The organism is Kitasatospora sp. NPDC059571 (assembly GCF_042735675.1).
GTDB lineage: Bacteria > Actinomycetota > Actinomycetes > Streptomycetales > Streptomycetaceae > Kitasatospora.
Map to the genome: position 1 here is coordinate 2,336 of NZ_JBHWBW010000011.1, position 20,049 is coordinate 22,384.

At 72.4% G+C, this 20,049-nt stretch carries 15 protein-coding genes; 9 read left to right on the forward strand and 6 right to left on the reverse strand.

Going from position 1 to position 20,049, the window contains the following annotated elements; all coding sequences use genetic code 11:
- Positions 1 to 98 precede the first annotated feature (98 nt).
- Positions 99 to 1,007, forward strand: a complete 909-nt coding sequence (locus tag ACFV0G_RS03155; protein WP_380540693.1) for a squalene/phytoene synthase family protein — start codon at positions 99 to 101, stop codon at positions 1,005 to 1,007.
- A 61-nt stretch (positions 1,008 to 1,068) separates the two neighbouring features.
- On the opposite strand, the gene ACFV0G_RS03160 is transcribed toward ACFV0G_RS03155, so the two are convergent.
- Positions 1,069 to 1,953, reverse strand: a complete 885-nt coding sequence (locus ACFV0G_RS03160) for a metallophosphoesterase (RefSeq protein WP_380540696.1) — start codon at positions 1,951 to 1,953, stop codon at positions 1,069 to 1,071.
- Positions 1,954 to 2,207: 254 nt separating this feature from the next.
- Between ACFV0G_RS03160 and ACFV0G_RS03165 the strand changes: the two genes are divergently transcribed.
- The 7 genes from ACFV0G_RS03165 (at position 2,208) to ACFV0G_RS03195 (ending at position 13,592) form a co-directional block, all read left to right on the forward strand.
- Positions 2,208 to 2,636, forward strand: a complete 429-nt coding sequence (locus ACFV0G_RS03165; protein ID WP_380540699.1) for a hypothetical protein — start codon at positions 2,208 to 2,210, stop codon at positions 2,634 to 2,636.
- A gap of 323 nt (positions 2,637 to 2,959) precedes the next feature.
- Positions 2,960 to 3,502, forward strand: a complete 543-nt coding sequence (locus ACFV0G_RS03170; RefSeq protein WP_380540702.1) for a thioredoxin family protein — start codon at positions 2,960 to 2,962, stop codon at positions 3,500 to 3,502.
- Positions 3,503 to 3,836: 334 nt separating this feature from the next.
- Positions 3,837 to 4,331, forward strand: a complete 495-nt coding sequence (locus tag ACFV0G_RS03175) for a universal stress protein (protein WP_380540705.1) — start codon at positions 3,837 to 3,839, stop codon at positions 4,329 to 4,331.
- 128 nt (positions 4,332 to 4,459) lie between these two features.
- The gene (locus ACFV0G_RS03180; protein ID WP_380540708.1) at positions 4,460 to 6,925 is read left to right on the forward strand and encodes a SpoIIE family protein phosphatase; all 2,466 of its coding nucleotides are present in this window, start codon (positions 4,460 to 4,462) and stop codon (positions 6,923 to 6,925) included.
- A 246-nt stretch (positions 6,926 to 7,171) separates the two neighbouring features.
- Positions 7,172 to 7,300, forward strand: coding sequence for a hypothetical protein (locus tag ACFV0G_RS03185; protein WP_380540711.1), 129 nt, complete (start codon positions 7,172 to 7,174; stop codon positions 7,298 to 7,300).
- A gap of 324 nt (positions 7,301 to 7,624) precedes the next feature.
- Positions 7,625 to 9,562, forward strand: a complete 1,938-nt coding sequence (locus ACFV0G_RS03190) for a Xaa-Pro dipeptidyl-peptidase (RefSeq protein ID WP_380540714.1) — start codon at positions 7,625 to 7,627, stop codon at positions 9,560 to 9,562.
- Positions 9,563 to 10,145: 583 nt separating this feature from the next.
- Positions 10,146 to 13,592: an AAA family ATPase gene (locus ACFV0G_RS03195; RefSeq protein WP_380540717.1), complete on the forward strand. Its 3,447-nt coding sequence runs from the start codon at positions 10,146 to 10,148 to the stop codon at positions 13,590 to 13,592.
- An 89-nt stretch (positions 13,593 to 13,681) separates the two neighbouring features.
- Here ACFV0G_RS03195 and ACFV0G_RS03200 read toward each other — a convergent pair whose 3' ends face one another.
- The 4 genes from ACFV0G_RS03200 to ACFV0G_RS03215 form a co-directional block, all read right to left on the reverse strand.
- Positions 13,682 to 14,935 carry an ISAs1 family transposase gene (locus ACFV0G_RS03200; protein ID WP_380540720.1) on the reverse strand — a complete coding sequence of 418 codons (1,254 nt, stop codon included), beginning with the start codon at positions 14,933 to 14,935 and terminating at the stop codon, positions 13,682 to 13,684.
- On the reverse strand, positions 14,916 to 15,545 hold the full coding sequence (locus ACFV0G_RS03205; RefSeq protein WP_380540723.1) for a class F sortase: 630 nt from the start codon (positions 15,543 to 15,545) through the stop codon (positions 14,916 to 14,918). Before ACFV0G_RS03205 ends, ACFV0G_RS03200 begins: the two co-directional genes overlap by 20 nt.
- Before the next feature lie 115 nt (positions 15,546 to 15,660).
- On the reverse strand, positions 15,661 to 16,197 hold the full coding sequence (locus ACFV0G_RS03210) for a hypothetical protein (protein ID WP_380540726.1): 537 nt from the start codon (positions 16,195 to 16,197) through the stop codon (positions 15,661 to 15,663).
- A gap of 630 nt (positions 16,198 to 16,827) precedes the next feature.
- The gene (locus ACFV0G_RS03215) at positions 16,828 to 17,418 is read right to left on the reverse strand and encodes a DinB family protein (RefSeq protein WP_380540729.1); all 591 of its coding nucleotides are present in this window, start codon (positions 17,416 to 17,418) and stop codon (positions 16,828 to 16,830) included.
- Between the two features lie 309 nt (positions 17,419 to 17,727).
- On the opposite strand from ACFV0G_RS03215, the gene ACFV0G_RS03220 reads away from it, so the two are divergent.
- Positions 17,728 to 18,309, forward strand: a complete 582-nt coding sequence (locus ACFV0G_RS03220; protein ID WP_380540732.1) for a DinB family protein — start codon at positions 17,728 to 17,730, stop codon at positions 18,307 to 18,309.
- Positions 18,310 to 18,677: 368 nt separating this feature from the next.
- On the opposite strand, the gene ACFV0G_RS03225 is transcribed toward ACFV0G_RS03220, so the two are convergent.
- The gene (locus tag ACFV0G_RS03225; protein WP_380540735.1) at positions 18,678 to 19,799 is read right to left on the reverse strand and encodes a Gfo/Idh/MocA family protein; all 1,122 of its coding nucleotides are present in this window, start codon (positions 19,797 to 19,799) and stop codon (positions 18,678 to 18,680) included.
- Positions 19,800 to 20,049: the final 250 nt, after the last annotated feature.

Here is a 20,049-nt window from a genome sequence, read left to right on the forward strand (position 1 = left end):
CCCGCGCCGGCCGGCGGCGGGGCGCGCGCGTGCCCCCCCCCCCGCGGCCGGCCACCGTCTAGGCTCGGCTCACGGCGATCAAGGAGAGGGCGGACGGAGTGGGCAGCTGGGAGCGTGCGCTGGACACGGCCGGGATCGGTGACCCCGGCCTGCGCGAGGACTACGGCCGGCAACGCCGACAGGTGACGCGGTACAAGCGGGAGGCCGTGCTGGCGGCACAACTCCTCCTACCGGCAGGCCTCGTGCCGCACGTGATCGCGGCCACTGCGTTCATGCACCGCACCGACAGCCTCCTCGACAGCGGCCCGCCCGCCGACCGGAGGGCGGCGTACGCGCGCTGGGAGCAGGAGGTCCGCGACGGACTCACCACGGGTGGGACCGACGATCCCGAGCTGCGCCCGCTGCTGAACACCGTTGCCGCGCACCCCGCCCTGCGCGACCGTGCGCTGGAGCACCTCGCCGGGGCCGCCGCCGACCTCGACTTCGCCGGATTCGTCACCGAGGCCGACTACCGGCGTTACGTGGACGACTACTCGCTGCCCGCGTTCATGGTCATCGCCACCCTGCTCGGCCCGGACGGCGACCAGACCGCCTACCGGACCGCCTGTCGCACGTTCATCGACGCCAGCCAGCGGCTCGACTTCGTCAGCGACCTCGCCGAGGACCTGGCCGACGGCCGTCTGACGATCCCCGAGCAGGTCCTGGACCGGCACGGGGTCACCCGCACCGACCTGGAGCAGGCCCGAAACCTCCCCGCCGTCCGGTCGCTGATCACCGAGCAGCTCGACCGGGTCGACCGGACCCTCGCGGAGGCCCGTGCCGTGGTCGGGCTCGTCCCACCCGCCCACCGGCCCATGGTCCGCTGCATGATCGGCCTCGACGAACTGACCAGCGCCGCCGCACGGGCCGACGTCCCCGCCCTGCTGCACCGTTCGGCCGGTCCGGCGAAGCCCGCTGCCCTCCGCCTGCTCGGCCGCGAGTACCTCCGGGCCCGACGGCTGCGGTGACGGGCACCCAGCGCCCGGGATGATCGCCCCTGGACGGCCCCGCCTCAGCGCGAGGCCGCCGTCATCGGGACCCTGCCGTCCCGGCGATCCCGGCGAGGTCGAGGTCGTCGCCGCTGATGTCGGCGAGCCAGTCGTCATGGACGTATTCGAACTCATATGTCCGGGTGTCGAGCCGACCGATGCTGCCGGCCGTCACCCGCTGCTGCGGATTGACCGGCTCCGGCCGCCACCGGTCCCTCTTCGGGTCGACCAGCTGGGCGAGCGCGTGGGACACCGTCCGGCCGTAGCGGCGGGGTCCGTTCTCGTGGTGGTAGTGGCCGCCGACGTGCAGCCGCGGCTGGAGATGCTCGATGAGTCCGGCGAGCCTCGCCGACCCCTGCACGTCTCCTCGCCTGCTGCGGGACATGCCGTAGGGGCCGTCGTGGGTGACGAGCACGTCGACGGTGCCCGGTTCGGTGGCGAGCAGCCGCGCGTACGCGGCCTCGTCGAAGTCCATCTTCCCCGGCGCCTCGATCAGACCGAGGAACGCCACCCGGGCCCCGGCGACCTCCATGACGTGACCACAGACGACGTGGTGGAACGCGCCGAAGGGGTCCACGGGCACCACAGTGGCGCGGCCCTCGTCGTGCAGGGAGCCGAGCCACTCGTGGTCCTCGTGGTTCCCGCTCAGGAACAGGATCCGGGGCAGTTGCCCGAGGGCGGCGACAACACCCTTGGCCACCTCCGCCGTTGAATCGAGCAGTCGGAAGAAGTCGCCCTGTGCGGGATTGTCGGCATGGAACCGACGACTTGCTTCGTCGAACCGTCCGGCGGACGGGTAGGCCCCCAGATCCCCGACCTGGATGACGGCATCGAGCCGCACTCCCCGCCGCGCCTGCAACATCGTCAGAGCACCCAGCGCGTGCAGCACACGCCCGTGCACATCACCGACAAAGGCAATCCTCATCGCTCACGAATCCCATGCTCGAGACAGTAGTTCGGGTCCCGACGGGTCGAGCGGCGCAACGGTGAGATGTCGACCACCGGACCCCATGCCCGGTTGCCCACGACCCAGCGCTCCGCCGTCCTACCGACCGATCGGGCCATCGCCAGTATCGGAACCGCGGCGAACGACCGTCAAGCCCGAGGCCGGGCAGGGCAACCGCGGCCACCGCGGCCGGTCCGCCGCGGCCGCCGCGGATCCGCCGATACGATCGGCGTGTGACGGGACAAGGGCGGTTACCGACGGCCGGCGAGGCGACGATCCGGCGATGGCTGCCGATCGGACTGCGGGCGGCCGCGTTCCTGCTGGTGCCGTGGATCGTGGTGCTGGGCCTGTCGGTCCGCCGCTTCGGTGCGCGCAACCTCGCCAACTCCTGGGTCTGGCTGGACGTCATGGAGGTGGCAGCACTGCTGCTGCTCGCCGTGCTGGTGCGCCGCCGGCACCGGGCAACCAGCCCCCTGGCCGCCGCCACCGCCGTCCTGCTGGCGATGGATGCCTACTTCGACATCTGGTCCGCGCACCACGGCTCCGACTACCTGCTCGCCCAGGTCCTCGCCTACTGTGCCGAACTGCCCGGCGCGACGGTCCTGGCCGTCCTCTCCTGGTACTCGCTCCCCTGGGCGGCCCCACTCCCGGACTCGTCGTAGCGGCACGGCGAGGCCGGTGTCCGGGCTCGCGGTGGTGAAGGCGGCCGGCCGGACGCCCCGCAAGCCGGCGACGACGGCACGACAGAAAGCGACAAGAGGTCGCACTCCGTGCCCCAAGGGGCCGACGACCGGTCCCCGCCGTGCGCTCCGCACACCGTCCGGGGTTGCGGCGCCCCTGGCGCTCCGCCCGCAGGATCACCGGTTCCCCTACCACCGGCCTCATGCCGCGCCGGGCGGTCCGCGGATTGGCGACCGCCGGCCCCACCGAGTGACCATGGTGGTGCACGCACGGCCGCCGTAGGCACTCGGAGGAAGTGAGTCAGATGGCCGCCATCTCCGTCCTGGTCCCGCTGGGGACACCCGCGCCGGACTTCTCGCTGCCCGCGATCGACGGCCGGACGGCCGCCCGGGACGACTTCGCCTCCGCACCGGCCCTGCTGGTGGCCTTCCTGTGCAACCACTGCCCGTACGTGCGCCACGTCGAGCAGGCCTTCGCCGAGCTGGTCGGCGAGTTCCCGGACCTCGCGGTCGTGGGGATCTGCAGCAACAGCCCCGCCGTCGCGCCCGCCGACGACGCCGACGGCCTGCGCGCCCAGGCCGCCCGCACGGGGTGGGCCTTCCCGTACCTCATCGACCTCGACCAGTCCGTCGGGCGGGCGTACAACGCCGCCTGCACACCGGACTTCTTCCTCTACGACGCCCACCGCAAGCTGGCCTACCGGGGCGCGATGGACGACTCGACGCCCGGCAACGGGAAGCCGGTCACCGGTGACCTGCTGCGGCACGCCATCGGCCTGGTGCTGGCCGGCCGGCCCGTCCCGGAACCGCACCGGCCGAGCATGGGCTGCTCCATCAAGTGGGCGTGACGGGCCCCTGCCTGCCGCGCCGGGCGGGCCGACGGGCCGACGGGCCGACGGGCCGACGGGCCGACGGGAGCTTCACGCCCCGGGCCGGATCGAACCACGCGACCCTCCCCGACAGGCCGGGGGACGACCGGCCCGCACCGCGGCTCGACCCCGGGGGCGCCGGCCTGCTCCGACTCGCGGGTCCACTCCGCGGCGTGCCTGCGATGGTGCCGGCGCGCCGACGGGGGCAGGCTGAGAGGTGCACCGGCGGCGGACGGCCGATCGCGGCCTGCCGCCGTACGGGGCGCGACGGCGCCACGCAAGCCCATGCCCGGCGAATCCCTGGAGGTCGCACATGGCCGATCCCGCCGCCCATCACCCGGCCGGCCCGATCGTGGTCGGCACGGACGGCTCGCCCCAAGCCCGGCAGGCCGTGACCTTCGCGCTCCGCGAGGCCCGACTGCGCGCCACCGGCCTGCGGGCCGTCTGCGCGTACGAGTACACCCCGACCCGGCGTTCCGGCTTCGAATGGACGGCCACCGCCGACCCCGACACCGGCCCCGTCCCGCAGCAGCGCGATCTCGTCGCGCAGGCCGTGGCCGACTCCGTCGCGGAGCTGCAGGAGCAGCTCGGCGGACCGCCCGTGGAGGTGGAGGTCGTCTGCGAGCCCGGCCGCCCGGCGCAGGTCCTCCTCGAGGCGAGCAAGGGCGCCGGACTGCTCGTCGTGGGCTCCCGGGGATCGGGCGCCTGGGGACGCCTCGCCCTCGGCTCGACCAGCACAGAGGTCGTCCACCACGCCCGTCTCCCGGTCGTCGTCGTCCCGGCGGAACACGACGCCGCGCCTTCCTGAGCACCGGTGTCCGGGACGATGGACTCGGCCGTCGGGACCGGCTCTCCCCCGCGGGGCCGCGGGATCCGACGACGTGTGACCGCCGTGGCACGGCCGAGGTGCCGCGCGGCGCGGAGTTGATGTGACGCATGCCCGACCCCACGTTCCACGGCGCCCCCCACGATCTCCCCGACGCCACGGGCGAGGCGTTCGCCGTCATGGACGCAGGCGGCGTGCTGACGGGTTGGAGCCCCGGGGCGCAGCACCTCCTCGGCTACCCCGCGGACGAGGTCCTCGGGCGACGTGGCGCCGACCTGGTCCATCCGCGTGCCGACGCCGGTGACTCGGCGGAGCACCGGCTGCCGGACCACGCGCCGTGCTCCGGCCGGGTGGTGCTTCGGCACCGGGACGGCAGCCCGGTCGAGGTCGTGATCCGGGCCAACCGCCTGCACACCCGGACCGGTGGGCCGCAGTGGCTGCTCCGGGCGGACAGCGCCGCCTCCGCGCGCCGGCGCGCCTTCGACGCCGCCCTCCTCGACGGCCTGCTCGGCGAGTCGCCCTTCCTCATCGACGTCTTCGACACCGAGCTGCGCTTCGTGGTGCAGAGCCGAGCCGCGGCGTTCTCGAACCTGGAATCCGTCGGACGCACCATGCGGGAGGTGGCGCCGGCCGGCCTGCTGGACGTCACCGCACTCGAGGCCCGGCAACGTCGGGTCCTGGCCTCCGGCGAGGCCCTGGTCGGCACCGAGGTGCACGGCCGTCTCCCCGACGATCCCGATCGGGAGCACGTCTGGTCGGAGACCATCCTGCCGCTGCGGGACCGATCCGGAGAGGTGATCGGCCTGGCCCACGCGGTGTCCGACGTGACGGAGCAGACCCGGGCGCGGGACCGGCTGGCCCTGATCAACGACGCGAGCACGAAGATCGGCAGCACCCTGGACGTCCTGCACACCGCTCAGGAACTGACCGACGTGGCGGTTCCGCTGTTCGCGGATCACGCCTACGTCAGCCTGCTGGGCCCGGTGTTCGGCGGCGAGGAGCCGGTGACCGGTCCGGTCGCCGAGGGGGTGCCGCTGCGCCGGGCGGCGAGTTCGACGGTCCCCGGGGGCTCGGTGGAGGACGTGGTCGCGACGGGCGGTCCGGACCCGTTCACGTCGGGGGCCGGTTCCGTCTTCAGCAGGGCGCTGGAGAGGGGCGAGCCGCTGCTGCTCACGGGCGAGGAGGTGATCGCCGCGACCGAGCCGCTCGATCCCCGCCGGGCCGCGGTGCTCCGCGCCTACGGCGTCCACTCGTGGCTGCTGGTGCCCATGTCCGCACGGGGCGCGGTGCTCGGCGTGGTCGTTTTCGCCCGCTTCCGGCGTGCGCACGCGTTCGAGTCGGACGACGTACCGCTGGCCCGGGAGTTCGTGGCACGTGCCGCCGTCTGCATCGACAACGCGAGCCGCTACACCCGGGAGCGGACGACCGCGCTCGCGCTGCAGCACAGCCTGCTGCCCCGACGACTGCCCTCGCTCGGCGCCGTGGACTGCGCGTCGCGCTACCTGCCGGCCAGTGGTCACATGGCGCTCGGCGGCGGCTGGTTCGACGTCATCGCGCTGTCGGGCGCACGGGTGGCGCTGGTGGTGGGGGATGCGGTGGGACACGGCCTGCACTCGGCGGTAACCATGGGGCGGCTGCGCACGGCCGTGCGGACCCTCGCGGACCTCGATCTGCCGCCCGAGGAGTTGCTCACCCACCTGGACGACCAGGTCAGCCGGTTCCATGACGGTCCGGAGGACGGGCTCGCGGGCGGCGTGGCCGGAGCAACGTGCGTGTACGCGGTCTTCGATCCGATGTCACGGCGCTGCGTGCTGGCCCGGGCGGGTCACGCGCCCCCCGCACTGGTGTCGGCGGACGGGAGGGTCCGGTTCCTCGACCCTCCCGCCGGCCCGGCCCTGGGCCTCGGCGGAGCTCCCTTCGAGAGCAGTGAGGTGACGCTGGCCGACGGCGATCTGCTCGTGCTGTACACCAAGGGCCTGGTGGAGTCACGGGAGCGGGGCGTCGAGGCAGGGCTCGAACGGCTCCGCGAGGCGCTCTCCGCCCCCGGGCCCGGCCCGTCGGCGGATCCCGACGACGTCTGCGACGAGGTGCTGCGCCGGCTCCTGCCTCCCCGCCCGCAGGACGACGTGGCCCTGCTGGCCGCCCGGGTGCGCGGGCTGGGTCCGGACCGCCACGCCACCTGGGAGCTGCGCTCCGACCCCGGGGTCGTGCGCGAGGCGCGTGCGCTCGCGACCGGGAAGCTCGCCGAATGGGGCCTGGAGGAGCTGGAGTTCACCACCGAACTGGTGGTCAGCGAGCTGGTCACCAATGCCGTCCGGTACGGCCGGCCGCCGATCCGGCTGCGGCTGATCAGGGACCGCAGCCTGATCTGCGAGGTCTCCGACGGCAGCAGCACCTCCCCGCACATCCGACGCGCCCTGGAGACCGACGAAGGAGGACGCGGTCTGTTCATGGTCGCGCAGTTCGTCCGGCTCTGGGGCACCCGCTACCACGCCCGCGGCAAGACCATCTGGGCCGAACAGTCGCTCCCCGAGGTCTCCGGCGACGCCCCTCAGGAGCCGCGGAGTCGCGCTTGAGGATCTTCCCGGTGGCGTTCACGGGGAGCCTGTCGCGGAACTCCACCCGGCGGGGTACGTGTGGGCGGCCATGGCGCCGCGGCACCGGTCCACCGGTTCGGCCTCGCCGATCCGCGCGCCCGGGGCGGCGACCGCGAAGGCCTCCGTAGCCCTCGAGGACCTGGACCTCGAAGCGCTCGCGGAAACGCCGCAGGACCTCCACCGGCATGGCGGCCCCGCCCGAGGTCGCCGCGGCGGAGGTTCCGCGTGATCGCGTCGAAGTCCGGCTCCCCGATGGAGTCCTGGTGGTTCAGCAGCCCCCAGTACATCGTCGGCACGCCGCAGAACACCGTCACCCCCTCGTCCTGCACGGCCCGGAACGCGGCTGCCGGGTGACGACCGCCGGCACCGTCTCCTTCCTCGTCGGCGGAGGACGCCGGTTTCGTCTCCGGCCAGGTCGTCTACGTCGGCGGCGGCCCGCAGGGCTGAACCGGTGACGGACCCGGGGCCGCGGACGCTCCGCACGGGCACCGGCCGACGGCGACGGCGACGGCGACGGCGGGGATCGTCCTCTCCGCCGTCGCGGGCCTGCGGAATGCGCTGAGCGCGGTCGGCGGGAGGGCGAGGTTGGTGACCTGGGTACCGGAATCCGAAGCAAATTGTCCATGACTCGTCAAAAACCCTTCCCGCAGCGAGATGCCGGATCTACCGTCGTTCGGTATGGCCATCAGACTGCCCCGCCCCCTGGTCCTCGTCTGCGCGTTCCTGGCAGCGCTCACCGCCACCCAGCTCGGCCCAGCCACGGCGCACGCCGCCGCCCCCGGCCCGATCAGAGGCGGCGCCAGTCAACCCGTGTACTCCTACGCCGACGCCATCCGGGAGACGGTCTGGGTCGACACCGGGCTCGACGCCGACGGCGACGGCCGTACCGACCGGGTGGCCGCGGACATCATCCGCCCTCGCGAGCCGGCCGCCGCCGGGCGGAGGATCCCCGTCATCATGGACGCCAGCCCCTACTACTCCTGCTGCGGGCGGGGCAACGAGTCACAGCTCAAGACCTACGACGCACAGGGCAGGCCCGTCGGGTTCCCCCTCTACTACGACAACTACTTCGTGCCCCGCGGCTACGCGGTGGTGCTGGTCGACCTGGCCGGCACCAACCGCTCGGACGGCTGCGTGGACGTCGGCGGCCCCTCCGACGTCACCTCCGCCAAGGCGGTCGTCGACTGGCTGAACGGCCGGGCCACCGGCCACAGCGCCCGCACCGGCGGCACCACGGTCAAGCCGGCCTGGGCGAACGGCTCGGTGGGCATGATCGGGAAGTCCTGGGACGGCACCATCGCCAACGGCGTCGCCGCGACCGGCGTCGACGGTCTCAGGACCATCGTGCCGATCTCGGCGATCAGTTCCTGGTACGACTACTACCGCTCCGACGGCGCCCCGCTCTACAGCGGCAGCCCCGCCGATCTGGCCGCGGTCGTGGAGAGCCCGTCCGCCACGCCGCACTGCACGGCGGTCCAGCACCGACTCGCCGCCGGCGCGCCGCCGAACGGCGACTGGAGCCGACTGTGGCAGCAGCGCGACTACGTCGCCGACGCGGCCAAGGTGCACGCCAGCGTCTTCGTGGTGCACGGAATGCAGGATCTGAACGTCCGTGACATCAACTTCTCCCAGTGGTGGGCGGCACTGGCCCGGAGCGGAGTCGACCGCAAGATCTGGCTGTCCCAGACCGGCCACGTGGACCCCTTCGACTTCCGGCGCACGGCGTGGGTGGAGACCCTGCACAGCTGGTTCGACCACTACCTGCTCGGCGTGGACAACGGCATCCAGCGCGGCCCGGTCGCCGACATCGAGCGCGCCCCGGACCAGTGGACGCAGGACCGAAGCTGGCCCGCGCCCGGCACGGCGACCGGCACGTTGCACCTCAGGCCCGCCACCCTGACCACCGCGGCCGGCAACGGCACGGCAACGTTCACCGACAACCCGGCCCTCGGCGAGGACGACTGGGCGGCGAACGCCGGCAACGGCTCCCAGGAGAAGACGGTCTTCACCACCGGAGCGCTCACCCAGGATCTGCGGATATCGGGCCAGGGCTCGATCACCCTCTCCGTGAGATCCACCACCAGCAGCGCCCGCCTCACTGCCGTTCTGGTCGATCTGGGGCCGACGACCATCCGGAACTACGAGGGCGCGGGCGAGGGCATCGCCACCCTGACCACCCGCTCCTGCTGGGGTGACAGCACGTCGGGCGACAGCGCCTGCTTCCTGGACACCGCGGCCGACACGGCGCCGGTGGGCTACACGATCTTCAGCCGGGGCTGGGCCGACCTCGGGCACTACGGCGGGTTGGACCGGACCGCGGCGCTCACCCCGGGCAGGCCCTACTCGATCACCTTCGACCTGGCCGGCACCGACCACGTGGTGCCCGCCGGACACCGGCTCGCCCTGATCGTGGCCGGCACCGACAGCGGCCTGCTCGAACCGCCGTCGACCGCGCCGAGCCTGAGCATCGACCTGGGCCGCTCCTCGCTCCGGCTGCCGCTGGTCGGCGGCATCTCCGCTCTGCGGCAGACCGCCGCGCCGGGTCGGCCGGCGACCCTTCCGGGGCTGCCGGCGGGTCGGGCAGGTGCCGCCTTCGGTCCGGAGAACTTCCGGTAGACCGCCCGGAAGCGACTGCGGCGCGTCGGCGGAGTCCGATTCCACCGGCACACCGCAGTCGCTTCCCGCCGTACGCGCCGCCGCCCCGGGGCCCGGCCTGTCGTCGTCCTCACCGGGACGTCGTGCCTCACCGGGACGTCGTGCCTCGGCGGGACGTCGTGCCTCGGCGGGCCCGGCGGTGGTGGGTCGCCGCGCGTGCGGCGACCGATGCTCGACCGTGGCCACGGCCGGCCGGCGCAGAGCGCGAACTCGAAGCGCGGCAGGCCACCGGCCCCGACCGCTTCTGCGTCCTGCAGTCCACCATCGCGTTCCAGGCCCCGAGAGGCCCGCCCGCCGACCGGGCTCTCCCACGGCCCCAGGGCCGCGTCGTTCTCGCGGTTGCGCCCTATTTCTCAATTTATGAGATGATTTGGCCTATTTCGTGGCTGACCCGGAGCAAGAGGGAGGTGGGTACGGCTCCGAGCCGCCTCGGTGATTGGCGCCGCGTGCAGCCGACGTGTCCAACGGTCCGAGATCGGAACGACAGCAGCGACTTGTGGGGATCCGACCATCTGGGCCTCTCCGCCGGATAAGTTGTTGATCTGTGGAGCGACGCCCCATCAAACTCGTGGTCGATGTCCTGCTCATGTTGATCGGGACCCTGCTGGGCATGGCGACGAACTACGCGACCGGCCAAACGGACCATGTGCCGCTGCCGCTGCGGCTGTTGCGGGACTGGTCGGTGCCGTTGATCGGCGTCGCGTTGGTACTTCTCGTCGGGGGCCAGATCGCGCTGCACCTCCTCGACCGGCCGTCGCCGGTGCGCCGGATGTGGGACCAGGCCCAGCCTCCGTACCCGGGGTTGGAAGCCTTCACAGAGGACGACGCAGCCGTCTTCTTCGGGCGGGACCGGGAGATCGCAGACCTGGTCGGACGGCTGCACCCGGCGGCGCCGAGGCGGGCTCAGCGATTCGTGACCGTGGTTGGGCCGTCGGGCAGCGGCAAATCGTCGCTGGTGCGGGCCGGGCTGCTGCCGGCGTTAGCCCGGCGGCGGGGACGCTGGGCGGTCGCAGCACCGTTTTCGCCAGGGGTGGACCCGGTCGGCACCCTGCAACGGCGATTGACCCAACTACCGGCCGAACGACCCGCGTTGCTTGTCATCGACCAACTGGAGGAGTTGCTCACCCTGTCCGGGCCCGAGGAGCGCGACGCGTTTCTCGCCGCCGTACGGGACGCGCTGCGCCGTGACCCGCGGTTGTGGATGGTGGCTACTTTGCGCTCGGACTTCCTCACCGGGTTCCTGGAGTCCGGCTTCTCCGAGCTCGTGCGCGAGTCGACCATCGTCGGCACGCTCGCTCGGGACGCGCTGTACGAGGTCATCGAAAAGCCCGCCGAGCAGGCCGGGCTGACCTTCGCGCCTGGCGTCGTGGCCCGCATGGTCGACGACTGCGGAGGCGGCGACGCGCTGCCACTGCTCGCCTACACGCTCCAGGAGCTGTACCTACGCGCCGGAGGGTCCGGCGGGACGGTCACCGACGAAACCTACCGCGCCCTCGGCGGCGTCGCTGGAGCCCTGTCCGAGAGGGCCGACCAGATCGCCGCCGAGCTGGCGGACGCCCCCGTAATCCCCACCCTGCTGCGGTTCGTCACCGTCGACGGCAACGAGGCCACCCGTCGGCGGGTCCGCCGCGGCGACCTCGCCCCGCATGAGCAGGAGGTCGCCGATGCCTTTGTCGCCGGACGCCTGCTCACCAGCGACGGGGGCGTACTGGACGTGGCGCACGAGGCGCTGTTCCGCCAGTGGGCGCCGCTGCGCCAGGCGGTCGTCGCGCGTACCGAGGACTTGCGCCGCCGCACCGAGCTGGAACGCTGGGTGCAGGATTGGGAGCGCGCAGAGCGCCAGGACGCGTACCTCCTCACGGGGGAGCGGCTGTCTGTCGTTCGGCGGTGGCTGGCGCGGTCAGCGCGGACGGTCGGCGCGACGCCGCTGGTCGAAGAGTTCGTGGACCGGTCGCTACGAGCGGATCGGGCGACGATGGAACGTGCCGCGGACGCGGTGGCCGTCCGGGCCCTCCAAGGCCTCGACACGGAGCCCGAGACCGCGGTGCTCGCCGCCCTTGCGGCAGTCGAGGAGTGCGCGGCCACACCCGGCGCGGTCCAGGCGCTGCACACGGCCCTGGGCGCCTCACGGTTGCGCGCCGTGCTGCGCGGCTTCGAACGCGGCGCATCCGCGGTGGCCTGGTCGCCGGACGCTCAGCTGCTGGCCGTGTCGAGCGACGACGGTACCGTCCGGGTGTGGCGCCCGGAGGGTGACGACCAACCAGTAGTCCTCGAGGGGGACGGTGCCTGGATGCAAGCAGTGGTCTGGGCCCCCGACGGGCTCAGGCTTGCCGTCGGCTGCAGGGACTCCACCGTCCGCGTCTGGTCCACGCGTACCTGGGCCGAACTGGCCGTCCTCCGCCACACGGCGGCGACCGGCGACCGGGAGGAAGGCGTCGGCGGTGTCGCCTGGTCGTCCGACGGCACCCGCCTCGCGTCCGTCGGCAGCGACCGCGCCGTGCGGATCTGGGACACCGACACGTACGCCGAATGCGCGGTGCTGCGCGGGCACGAGCGCATGGTCTGGAGCGTGACGTGGTCACCGGATGGAGAACACCTGGCCAGCGGCGGAGAAGACGGCACGGTGCGGGTCTGGGCTTCAGCCACGGCAGCCGTCGTCACGGTGCTCACTGATCACCAGGACAACATCGAGTCGGTCCGATGGTCGCCGGACGGCCGTCGGCTCGCTTCGGCCTCCGGTGACCGGACCGTTCGGATCTGGGACACCATCGGATGGGAGGCGCAGCGGACGCTGGAGAACCCGGAGGTCATCAACTCCCTGGCCTGGTCTCCGGACGGCACCCGCCTCGCCGGTGGTGACGCGAACCGTACGGCCCACGTATGGAGCCTCGACGGCACCAGCAGGGATGTCCGGCTCACCGACCACGCGGACACCATCTACGGCGTCTCCTGGTCCCCCGACGGGAAGCGGCTGGCGACCGCCTCCCGCGACCGGACCGCGGCCGTGTGGGACGTCACTGAATCGACCGATGTCTTCGGCGGCCAGGCCGACGCGGTCCTCCACGTTGCATGGGCACCCGATGGGACGTGCATCGCCTCTGCCTCCCAGGACGGCTCGGTGCGTATCCGGGACATCGCCACTGGTCGTACAACCCGCCTCCGGCGCGGCGGTGAGGTGTCCGCGGTGGCATGGGCCCCGGACGGCACTCGCCTGGTCACCGCTCTGCGCGATGGCGCAGCTGTCGTGTGGCAGGCGGACGGCAGCGGCGATGACATCGTCCTGAACGGGCACGCCGACGAACTGTCCTACGTCACCTGGTCCCCCGACGGCAACCGTATAGCCACCGCCTCCCGCGACGGCACGGCTCGCATCTGGGACGCCGCCACCGGTGCGACCGTCCACATCCTGCGCGGCCACGCAGACTGGATCGGCGGCACGGCCTGGTCCCCGGAGGGCCGCTACCTCGCCACGTCCAGCACGGACCGCACCGCCATCGTCTGGGACACCACCGTTGGCACCCCCGTCACCACCCTGCGCGGCCACCTGGACTACGTCTGGAGAGTCCACTGGTCACCCGACGGCCGCCGCCTGATCACCGGCTCCCGCGACCACACGATTCGCCTGTGGGACCCGTACGGCGGCACCGAACTCGCCGTCATGGCCGGCCACGAGGGCCCAGTCCAGGACGTCGCCTGGTCACCCGACGGCACCTGCATCGGGTCCGTGTCCCGTGACCGCACGGTCCGACTCTGGCACCCGGACACCGCCACCCAGGTCGCCGTACTCGGCGTCCACGCCGACTGGAGCAACAGCCTCGCCTGGCACCCTGACAGCACGCGCCTCGCCACCGCCTCCCGCGACCGAACTGTACGCATCTGGACCTTGGCCGGACACGACGTCGACGGCCTACTGCGGCGCGCCCACAAGAGGGTATTCCGGGAGCTCAGCACCGAGGAGCGCCGCGCATTCCTGCTGCCGGACAGGCGCTGATACCCGTGTTCCGCCCCTGCCCCTTGAAGGAACTGGTCCCGGGTCTCGAGGGCAGGAGCCGCGGCGTTCTCGCGGGGTGTCCGGTTGCATCACGTGATGGCCAGGGTCGTGGCGGGCCGGGTGATGTCGCGGGCGTGGTGACGAAGCCCGGCGGCAATGTTGGTGCGGCCGATGAGTCGTAGTGCGCCGATCGCCAGGTTGCGTAGGGCGGCCATGGCCCGGGGCGCAGTGCCGGTGCGGATGCGGGAGGCGTCTTCACCAAGGCTGACGTCTCTGACGTGGTGGACCTTGTTCTCCATGCCCCGGTGCTCCCGGACATGGTGGGCGATTTCAACGGCGTCGGCCTGCTCGGCGGTCAGGCCGGTGACCGCGTAGACGCGTTCGAGGGAGACCTTGTCGATGGTGACGATGCGGCGGCCGCGCACGATCTGCACGGCCTTGGCCACCGTGGCGGTCTTGATCCGGCGTATTTCGTCGCGGCCGTGGGCAGTTGCCCGTTGCTTGCCCAGGAGGGGCACCTTCCGCCGGTGCAGGTCCTTGAGCAAGGCGTGGAGGGTAGGGTGGTTGCCCTTGATCAGCACGACGTGGTGCGCGTTCTTGTCCTGGACGAGGAAGCGGGCGTGCTCGACCTGGCTGTGCAGGGCGTCGAAGGTGACAACCGTCCCGGTTGGGTCGAGTAGTGCGAGCAGAGGCCGGAAGACGGTGATTTCGTTCGTTTTCGCACTGACCTCGCGCTGGGCCAAGCCCAGGCCGGTTGCGTTCATCGCGGCCGAGCAGGTGGACCTGGGTGCCGTCGGCGCGGCGCGCGCCGCGGACCGTCTTGCCGTTGACGGCCAGGGCCGGTCGGGCGTGGCCAGTGGGGTGGGTGCGGGCGCGGTCGGCGAGCCAGGCTCCGATGGCGGTGTCCAGGGCGTCGCCCTCGATGCGTTGCAGGAGGCGCCGTATGGTGGCCTCGGCTGGCGCGGTCGGCCCGGTGCCCGGTTCCCTGAGCGTGCCGCCAAGACGGATGAGCAGGTCGGGCGGCGCGTCGGCAGCCCATTCCGCGATCGCTGCGAGAGGGCGGGCCCCGCCGGGACCGCGCAGGCGGTCAGGGCGAGAACGAAGACGAGCGGGTGGCGTCGGGCGTGGGTGCGGCGCGGGTCGGGCACGGTCGCCAGGCAAACCAGGAGGCCAGGGTGCTCGGCGGGGAAGGCCGATGCGGCGCCGGCGAGTTGGCTCAGGCCCGTGGGTACGGTCGATGATGAACGTGTAGGCACTGTCTTCCGCTGGCTCCGGGGTGCCTCCGAGTCTCGGTCGCCGCCCACGCCCGTTGTGTGCCGTCGCTCAGGGGGCGGGCACGGCACGGGCGAGATGACCGTAGACGACCACGGTGCCCTGGTAGCCGGTGGCCTTGGTGTACGTGCCGCCGCAGGTGATGAGGCGCAGTTGGGGTTGCTCCGCAGCGCCGAACACCCGATCGGCGGGAACGGCGCCCTTCGGGTAGACCTCGATCGCATCGGCCGTGAACTCGGCGGTGCTGCGGTCGGCCCGGATGATGTCGATGGTGTCGCCCCTGTGCAGTGCGCCGAGCGAGTAGAAGACGGCCGGTCCGTCGAGGGTGTCGACATGGCCGTCGATGACGGCGTTCCCGGAGGTCCCGGGCGCAGCGCTCTGCTCGTACCAGCCGGCCAGTCGGCGGTCCACCGCCGACGGTGCCGGCAGGTTCCCGTTCGCGTCGAGGTCGACCTCGGCGATCGGGGCATCGACGTCGATCCGGGGGATGCGGATCCGAACCGGCTTGGAGAACGCCATCCCGACCGCTTCGGACCCGGGGCCGGGCTGGGTGGTGCGCGGCGTCGGCAGGGGAAGGCCCGGCCACGCGTCGGCGGCGCTCGGCAGCGGCGGGGCCGACGTCCGGGTGCCCGACTGGATCAGCCACCCGCCGACGCCCACCGCGGCGCCGGCGAGGACCAAGGCCGCACGGCTACGTGCCGAGAGTGGTCGTCGCACCGCTCCGCCTTCCGATGGTCGCCCGGCGACCGCGGCGCTCCCCGGAGAGCACCCGTCGGCCGGCCCGGGTGGGTGGCGGCTAGTCGGTGCCGCCGACCCGACGTCGACGCAGCGCGATCGCGGCGCCGGCGACCCCGCCCACGGCCAGAGCTCCACCGGCGGTGCTCTTGATCACGTCCACCCCGGTGACCGAGCCTCCGGTTCCGGCCAGGGTCGACTTCGGCACGAACGCGGAGGTCGCCGGGACGAGGCTCTTGGGGCAGGTGACCACCGCACTGGCCCCCTCGAAGCTCACCTCGACCCCGCCGTTCTGCAAGAGCGGGAAGGTCTTCCCCGTGTCGAGGGTCCTGAACGCGGCCCCGGCCGGCGTGGTGAAGCTCGTACCGGGCCCGTCCGTCTGACGGAACTTGCCCTCGGTGTCGGCCACCACCACCTGGTTCTCCGCAAAGCAGACGATGACGTCCCCGCTCCTCACGATGAGGTTCCCGCTGTCGGTGCGGCCCTTGAACGGCGAGGAGGCCCCGTCCGCGTACGCAGGACCCGCGCACACGCAGACGAAGGCCATGATCCCACCCGCCGCTGCCGCGGCGGCACTTCTCCCGGTCAGGGCTGACATCGGCGCTCCTCGTACGTCAGGGCGGCAGGATCGCCACCGCACCCGAGCATGAGGACTCCCGGGCACGACTGCTCGCCGATGCCTCCAATCGGGTACCGAGCGTGCGACAAACCGCCTTCGACGGCCACGGCATCGACCTGTGCGTCCTCGTGGACGGGCCACGGGGTGACGGGTGCATCCGGAACGTCAGCCGCACGAACGGTCGGTGCCTGCCGGTGGCCGAGCCGGAAACGGTGGGACCCGGCAGGTTCGGGCAGTGCAGGGCCGGCGCGTCGCCGTCGTGACCGGGGCCGCCCCTGGATCGGTGCCGCCACCGCCCTGCGGCCGGCCCGGGACGGGACGAGCTGCGCCGAGACGGTCGAGGCCGTCGAGAAGGAGGGCGGCCGGGCCCCGGCGGCCGGCGCCGACGCGGCGCAGGTCGAGACCGCCGTCGACCGCATCGCCCATCGGGCCCGCGTGCCCGCACGCATCGCGACCCGGCCGATGTCCCATCAGGATCACCCGGCGAGGCCGACCGGCTCCCGGCCCCGCGGCCCTGCCCGCTGTCGTCCTGCGCCGCCGTGTCCGGGACGCAACCCGGCCCAGTCGCGGCCCGACGCCGGTGCAGGGTCAATCGATCGGCACTTGCCGTCAGCCGACGCTCGGGGACGCGGGTTCCCACGGCTGGACCCATGGGTCAGGCCACGCCTCGGCCGCGGCGAGCAGCGGGTCAAATGTCGCGCCGTCAATGCTCTCGCGGATGACGTCGGCGTGACCGCCATGCCGTGCCGTCTCCTCGATCAAATGCAGCAGGACCCAGCGGAGCGACCATTCCCTGACCTCCGCGGGAACCCATGGAGCCCCCTGTGGCACCGGAACGGCCTGTCCCAGGTCCGGAATACTGGAGATCACCGCATCGGTCCGCTCAGCCGCCTCGGCATACGCGGCCAGGACCCCGGCCAGTGTCTCGTCCGGGGCGAGCTGAAATTCGCCCGCGTCCGAGTCGTCCACCTCTGGCTGCCCACGGCGCTCCTGCTGAAGGATGAGGTCGGTCCAGAAGCCCTCGCACCGTGGGGCGTGCTTGATCAGCCCGCCGATGCTCAACTCGCTGGCAGAGGCCGCCATGCGGGCCTGTTCCTCGGTCAGACCGTGAGCGGTGACACGCAGCGCGCGCCGCTGGTGGGTCAGGTAGGCGGTCAGCGCCGTGCGCTCATCGGCGACGGGCGGGACGACTCTCGGCATGGCTGGACCCTCTCGCGATGCAAACCTTTGCAGCAAGTTTCGACCGGACTGTACTGCCACTTGCCGACCGACGCATACCGGGCCGATCGACCTGACCCCCGAGCTCCGGCACCGGACCTGCGGGCCACGGTGCCGGCAGGCGACGCAACCAGGCCGGAAGTCGCCAACGACCAACGCGCGTGACGCCGACGCGGCAAGGCGGGACGCGATGCACAGGGACCGCGACACGCTCTGATCTTTCGCAAGAGTCTGAAATTCTTTTCACCGGAGGGTTGACCGGCCCTTTCTCCAGGAGAGAGGGTCGGCCCCATGCCCGCACACGTACCGCCGATCGCCGACGAGCGCGAAGGCCTGCTCGCCTACCTCACCCAGCAGCGCCAGGCCCTGCGCGCCACCACCCATGGGCTGACGGACGATCAGGCGAGGATGACGCCCACCGCCAGTGAACTGAGCATCGGCGGCCTCATCAAACACGCCGCCCGATGCGAGGCCGGCTGGACCGACCTGATCCTCCAGCGGCAGCGCGTCCCCCGGCGAGCGGCCGACGAGAGCGACGCTGCCGAATTCGCGCTCACCGTGGAGGAGACGCTCGCGGATGTGCTGGACCAGTACGAGGCCGCGGCCCGGGAGACGGACGCAGTGATCGCCGGAATCGCCGATCTCGGCCAGGCCGTGCCCGTCCCCCAAGGGCTGCCGTGGTTCCCCGCCGACGTGAAGAACTGGTCCGTCCGCTGGGTGCTGCTGCACCTCATCGAGGAGACCTCCCGACACGGCGGCCACGCCGACATCATCCGCGAAACCATCGACGGCGCCACGCTGTTCCCCCTGCTGGCCGCCGCCGAACAGTGGCCCGACCCGTGGTTCCAACCCTGGCAGGCCCCGACCGACTGAACAGCGGCAGGGCGACCCGGCCTGCCACCCCAGCGCCGCGCAGTCGGACAGACAGCGCCGGGGTGGCCGGCACGACAGTCCACACTCCCCGCCGTCCTCCGCGCCCACCGCGGCACTCCGTCCCGCCGACCGCGCGGGGCCCGACCCGCCCCTCCCCCTCCGTCAGCAGTTCCACCTCCACCCGCACCACCCGGCAGTGCCTCGACGCCGAGCGGCCGGCCCCGCCCCCGTAGGCGGAGTGCTGGAGGCCGAACCTCCAGATCACCGGGCCCCTCAACCGAGAGGCACCGATGGAGTCCGCCGTCCGCGCGATGCCTCGGCTACGTGTGGCAGTCCGCTGGTACGCGGGGCGAAGCCGGCACGTCCGGTCAGGCGGTCGTCAGGGCGGATTCGATGCTGCGGTGCCGGGCGGCGCCGTGCGCGAAATCGGGCACCGCTGACGTGCCCTCGCGCAGGTCGGCCAGGAACTGCTGGTAGGCGTGAGCGACCGCGTAGAGCGGCGCGTCGGCTCGGGGGTCCAGTTGCGGGACGTGAACATACGATTCCGGCACCGTCAGGGGAGCGAGTCCGGCGGAGGTTCCGCGACCGCCTTCGAGGGTGACCGGGCTGAGCTGGAGATGGCCGATCGGGGCGGTGAGGACGAGGTCGCCCTCGGTGCCGTTGATCTCCCAGCGGAAGTTCGTGCCCCGGGACATGCCTCCGCGGTAGTGGAAGGTGACCACCGCACCGCCCGGCAGCCGTCCCGAGGCCACCACCTGGTCTGCGGCGGTCATGGGCACGGGCTGTCCGCTCGCGGTGTCCACGGCCGAGTTGCGCCGCGACGCCAGTTGGATCCGCAGGTCCTCGGGCTCTCCCAGGACGGACGCGAGTCCGTCGAGGGTGTGGCTGAAAGGAATGGTCAGCAGTGTCGCGCCGTTGGCGGCGTCGAGCACGTAGTGGTCGCCGGGGCCGACGGTGGCGCCCCAGGCACCGCCGGAGCCGACGACCGTCGTGGACAGCACCTCCCCCACGTAGCCGTCGGCCACGAGTTCCCGCGCATAGGCGAGGGCCGGATGCGACCGTGCCTGAAGTCCGACGACGGTCGGCACGGCGCGGCTGCGCGCTTGCTGCGCCATGTCCTCGGCCTCCGCGAGCCCGTTGCCCAGCGGCCACTCGCACAGCACGCTCTTGCCGGCGTTCAGTGCCGTCTGCACCAGTTCCCGGTGGCTCGGCACCTTCACCGCCACGACCACGAGGTCCACCTCCTCGCAGGCAGCAAGTTCGGCCGCCGTCCCGAAGGTTCGAGAGACACCGTGCTTCTGCCCGGAACGCTCCGCCGACTGCTTCGAACTCGCGCTCAATGCCTTCAGCTCGTAACCCGGGACGGCGCGCAGGGCCGGAAGGTGGGAGCGCTCGGCCCAGCTACCGTGCGCGCCGAGGCCGATGATCCCTACTCCGATCGGCTTCTCGGACCGGACCAGTTCGGTGAGCAGTGACTCAGATGTGTTCACGATTCGCAGCCTGTTCTGTGCAGATGGGGCACCGGCGTGGCTCACAGTGGCCATGGACCCGGTGAGGGAGCGACCGACCACAGGGCCCCGTCATGGGAAGCAGGGCCATGTGTCGAGCAGGCGCCGGGGCAGGAGATCCGCGCCCGGTGGGCACGGGACCGGAGTGTGTGGTCAGCGGGTGATGCCGCAGACGGGTGTGAAGGACACGGTGGTGTTGCAGCTGCCGCGGCACTTCTGATTCGGTCTCACC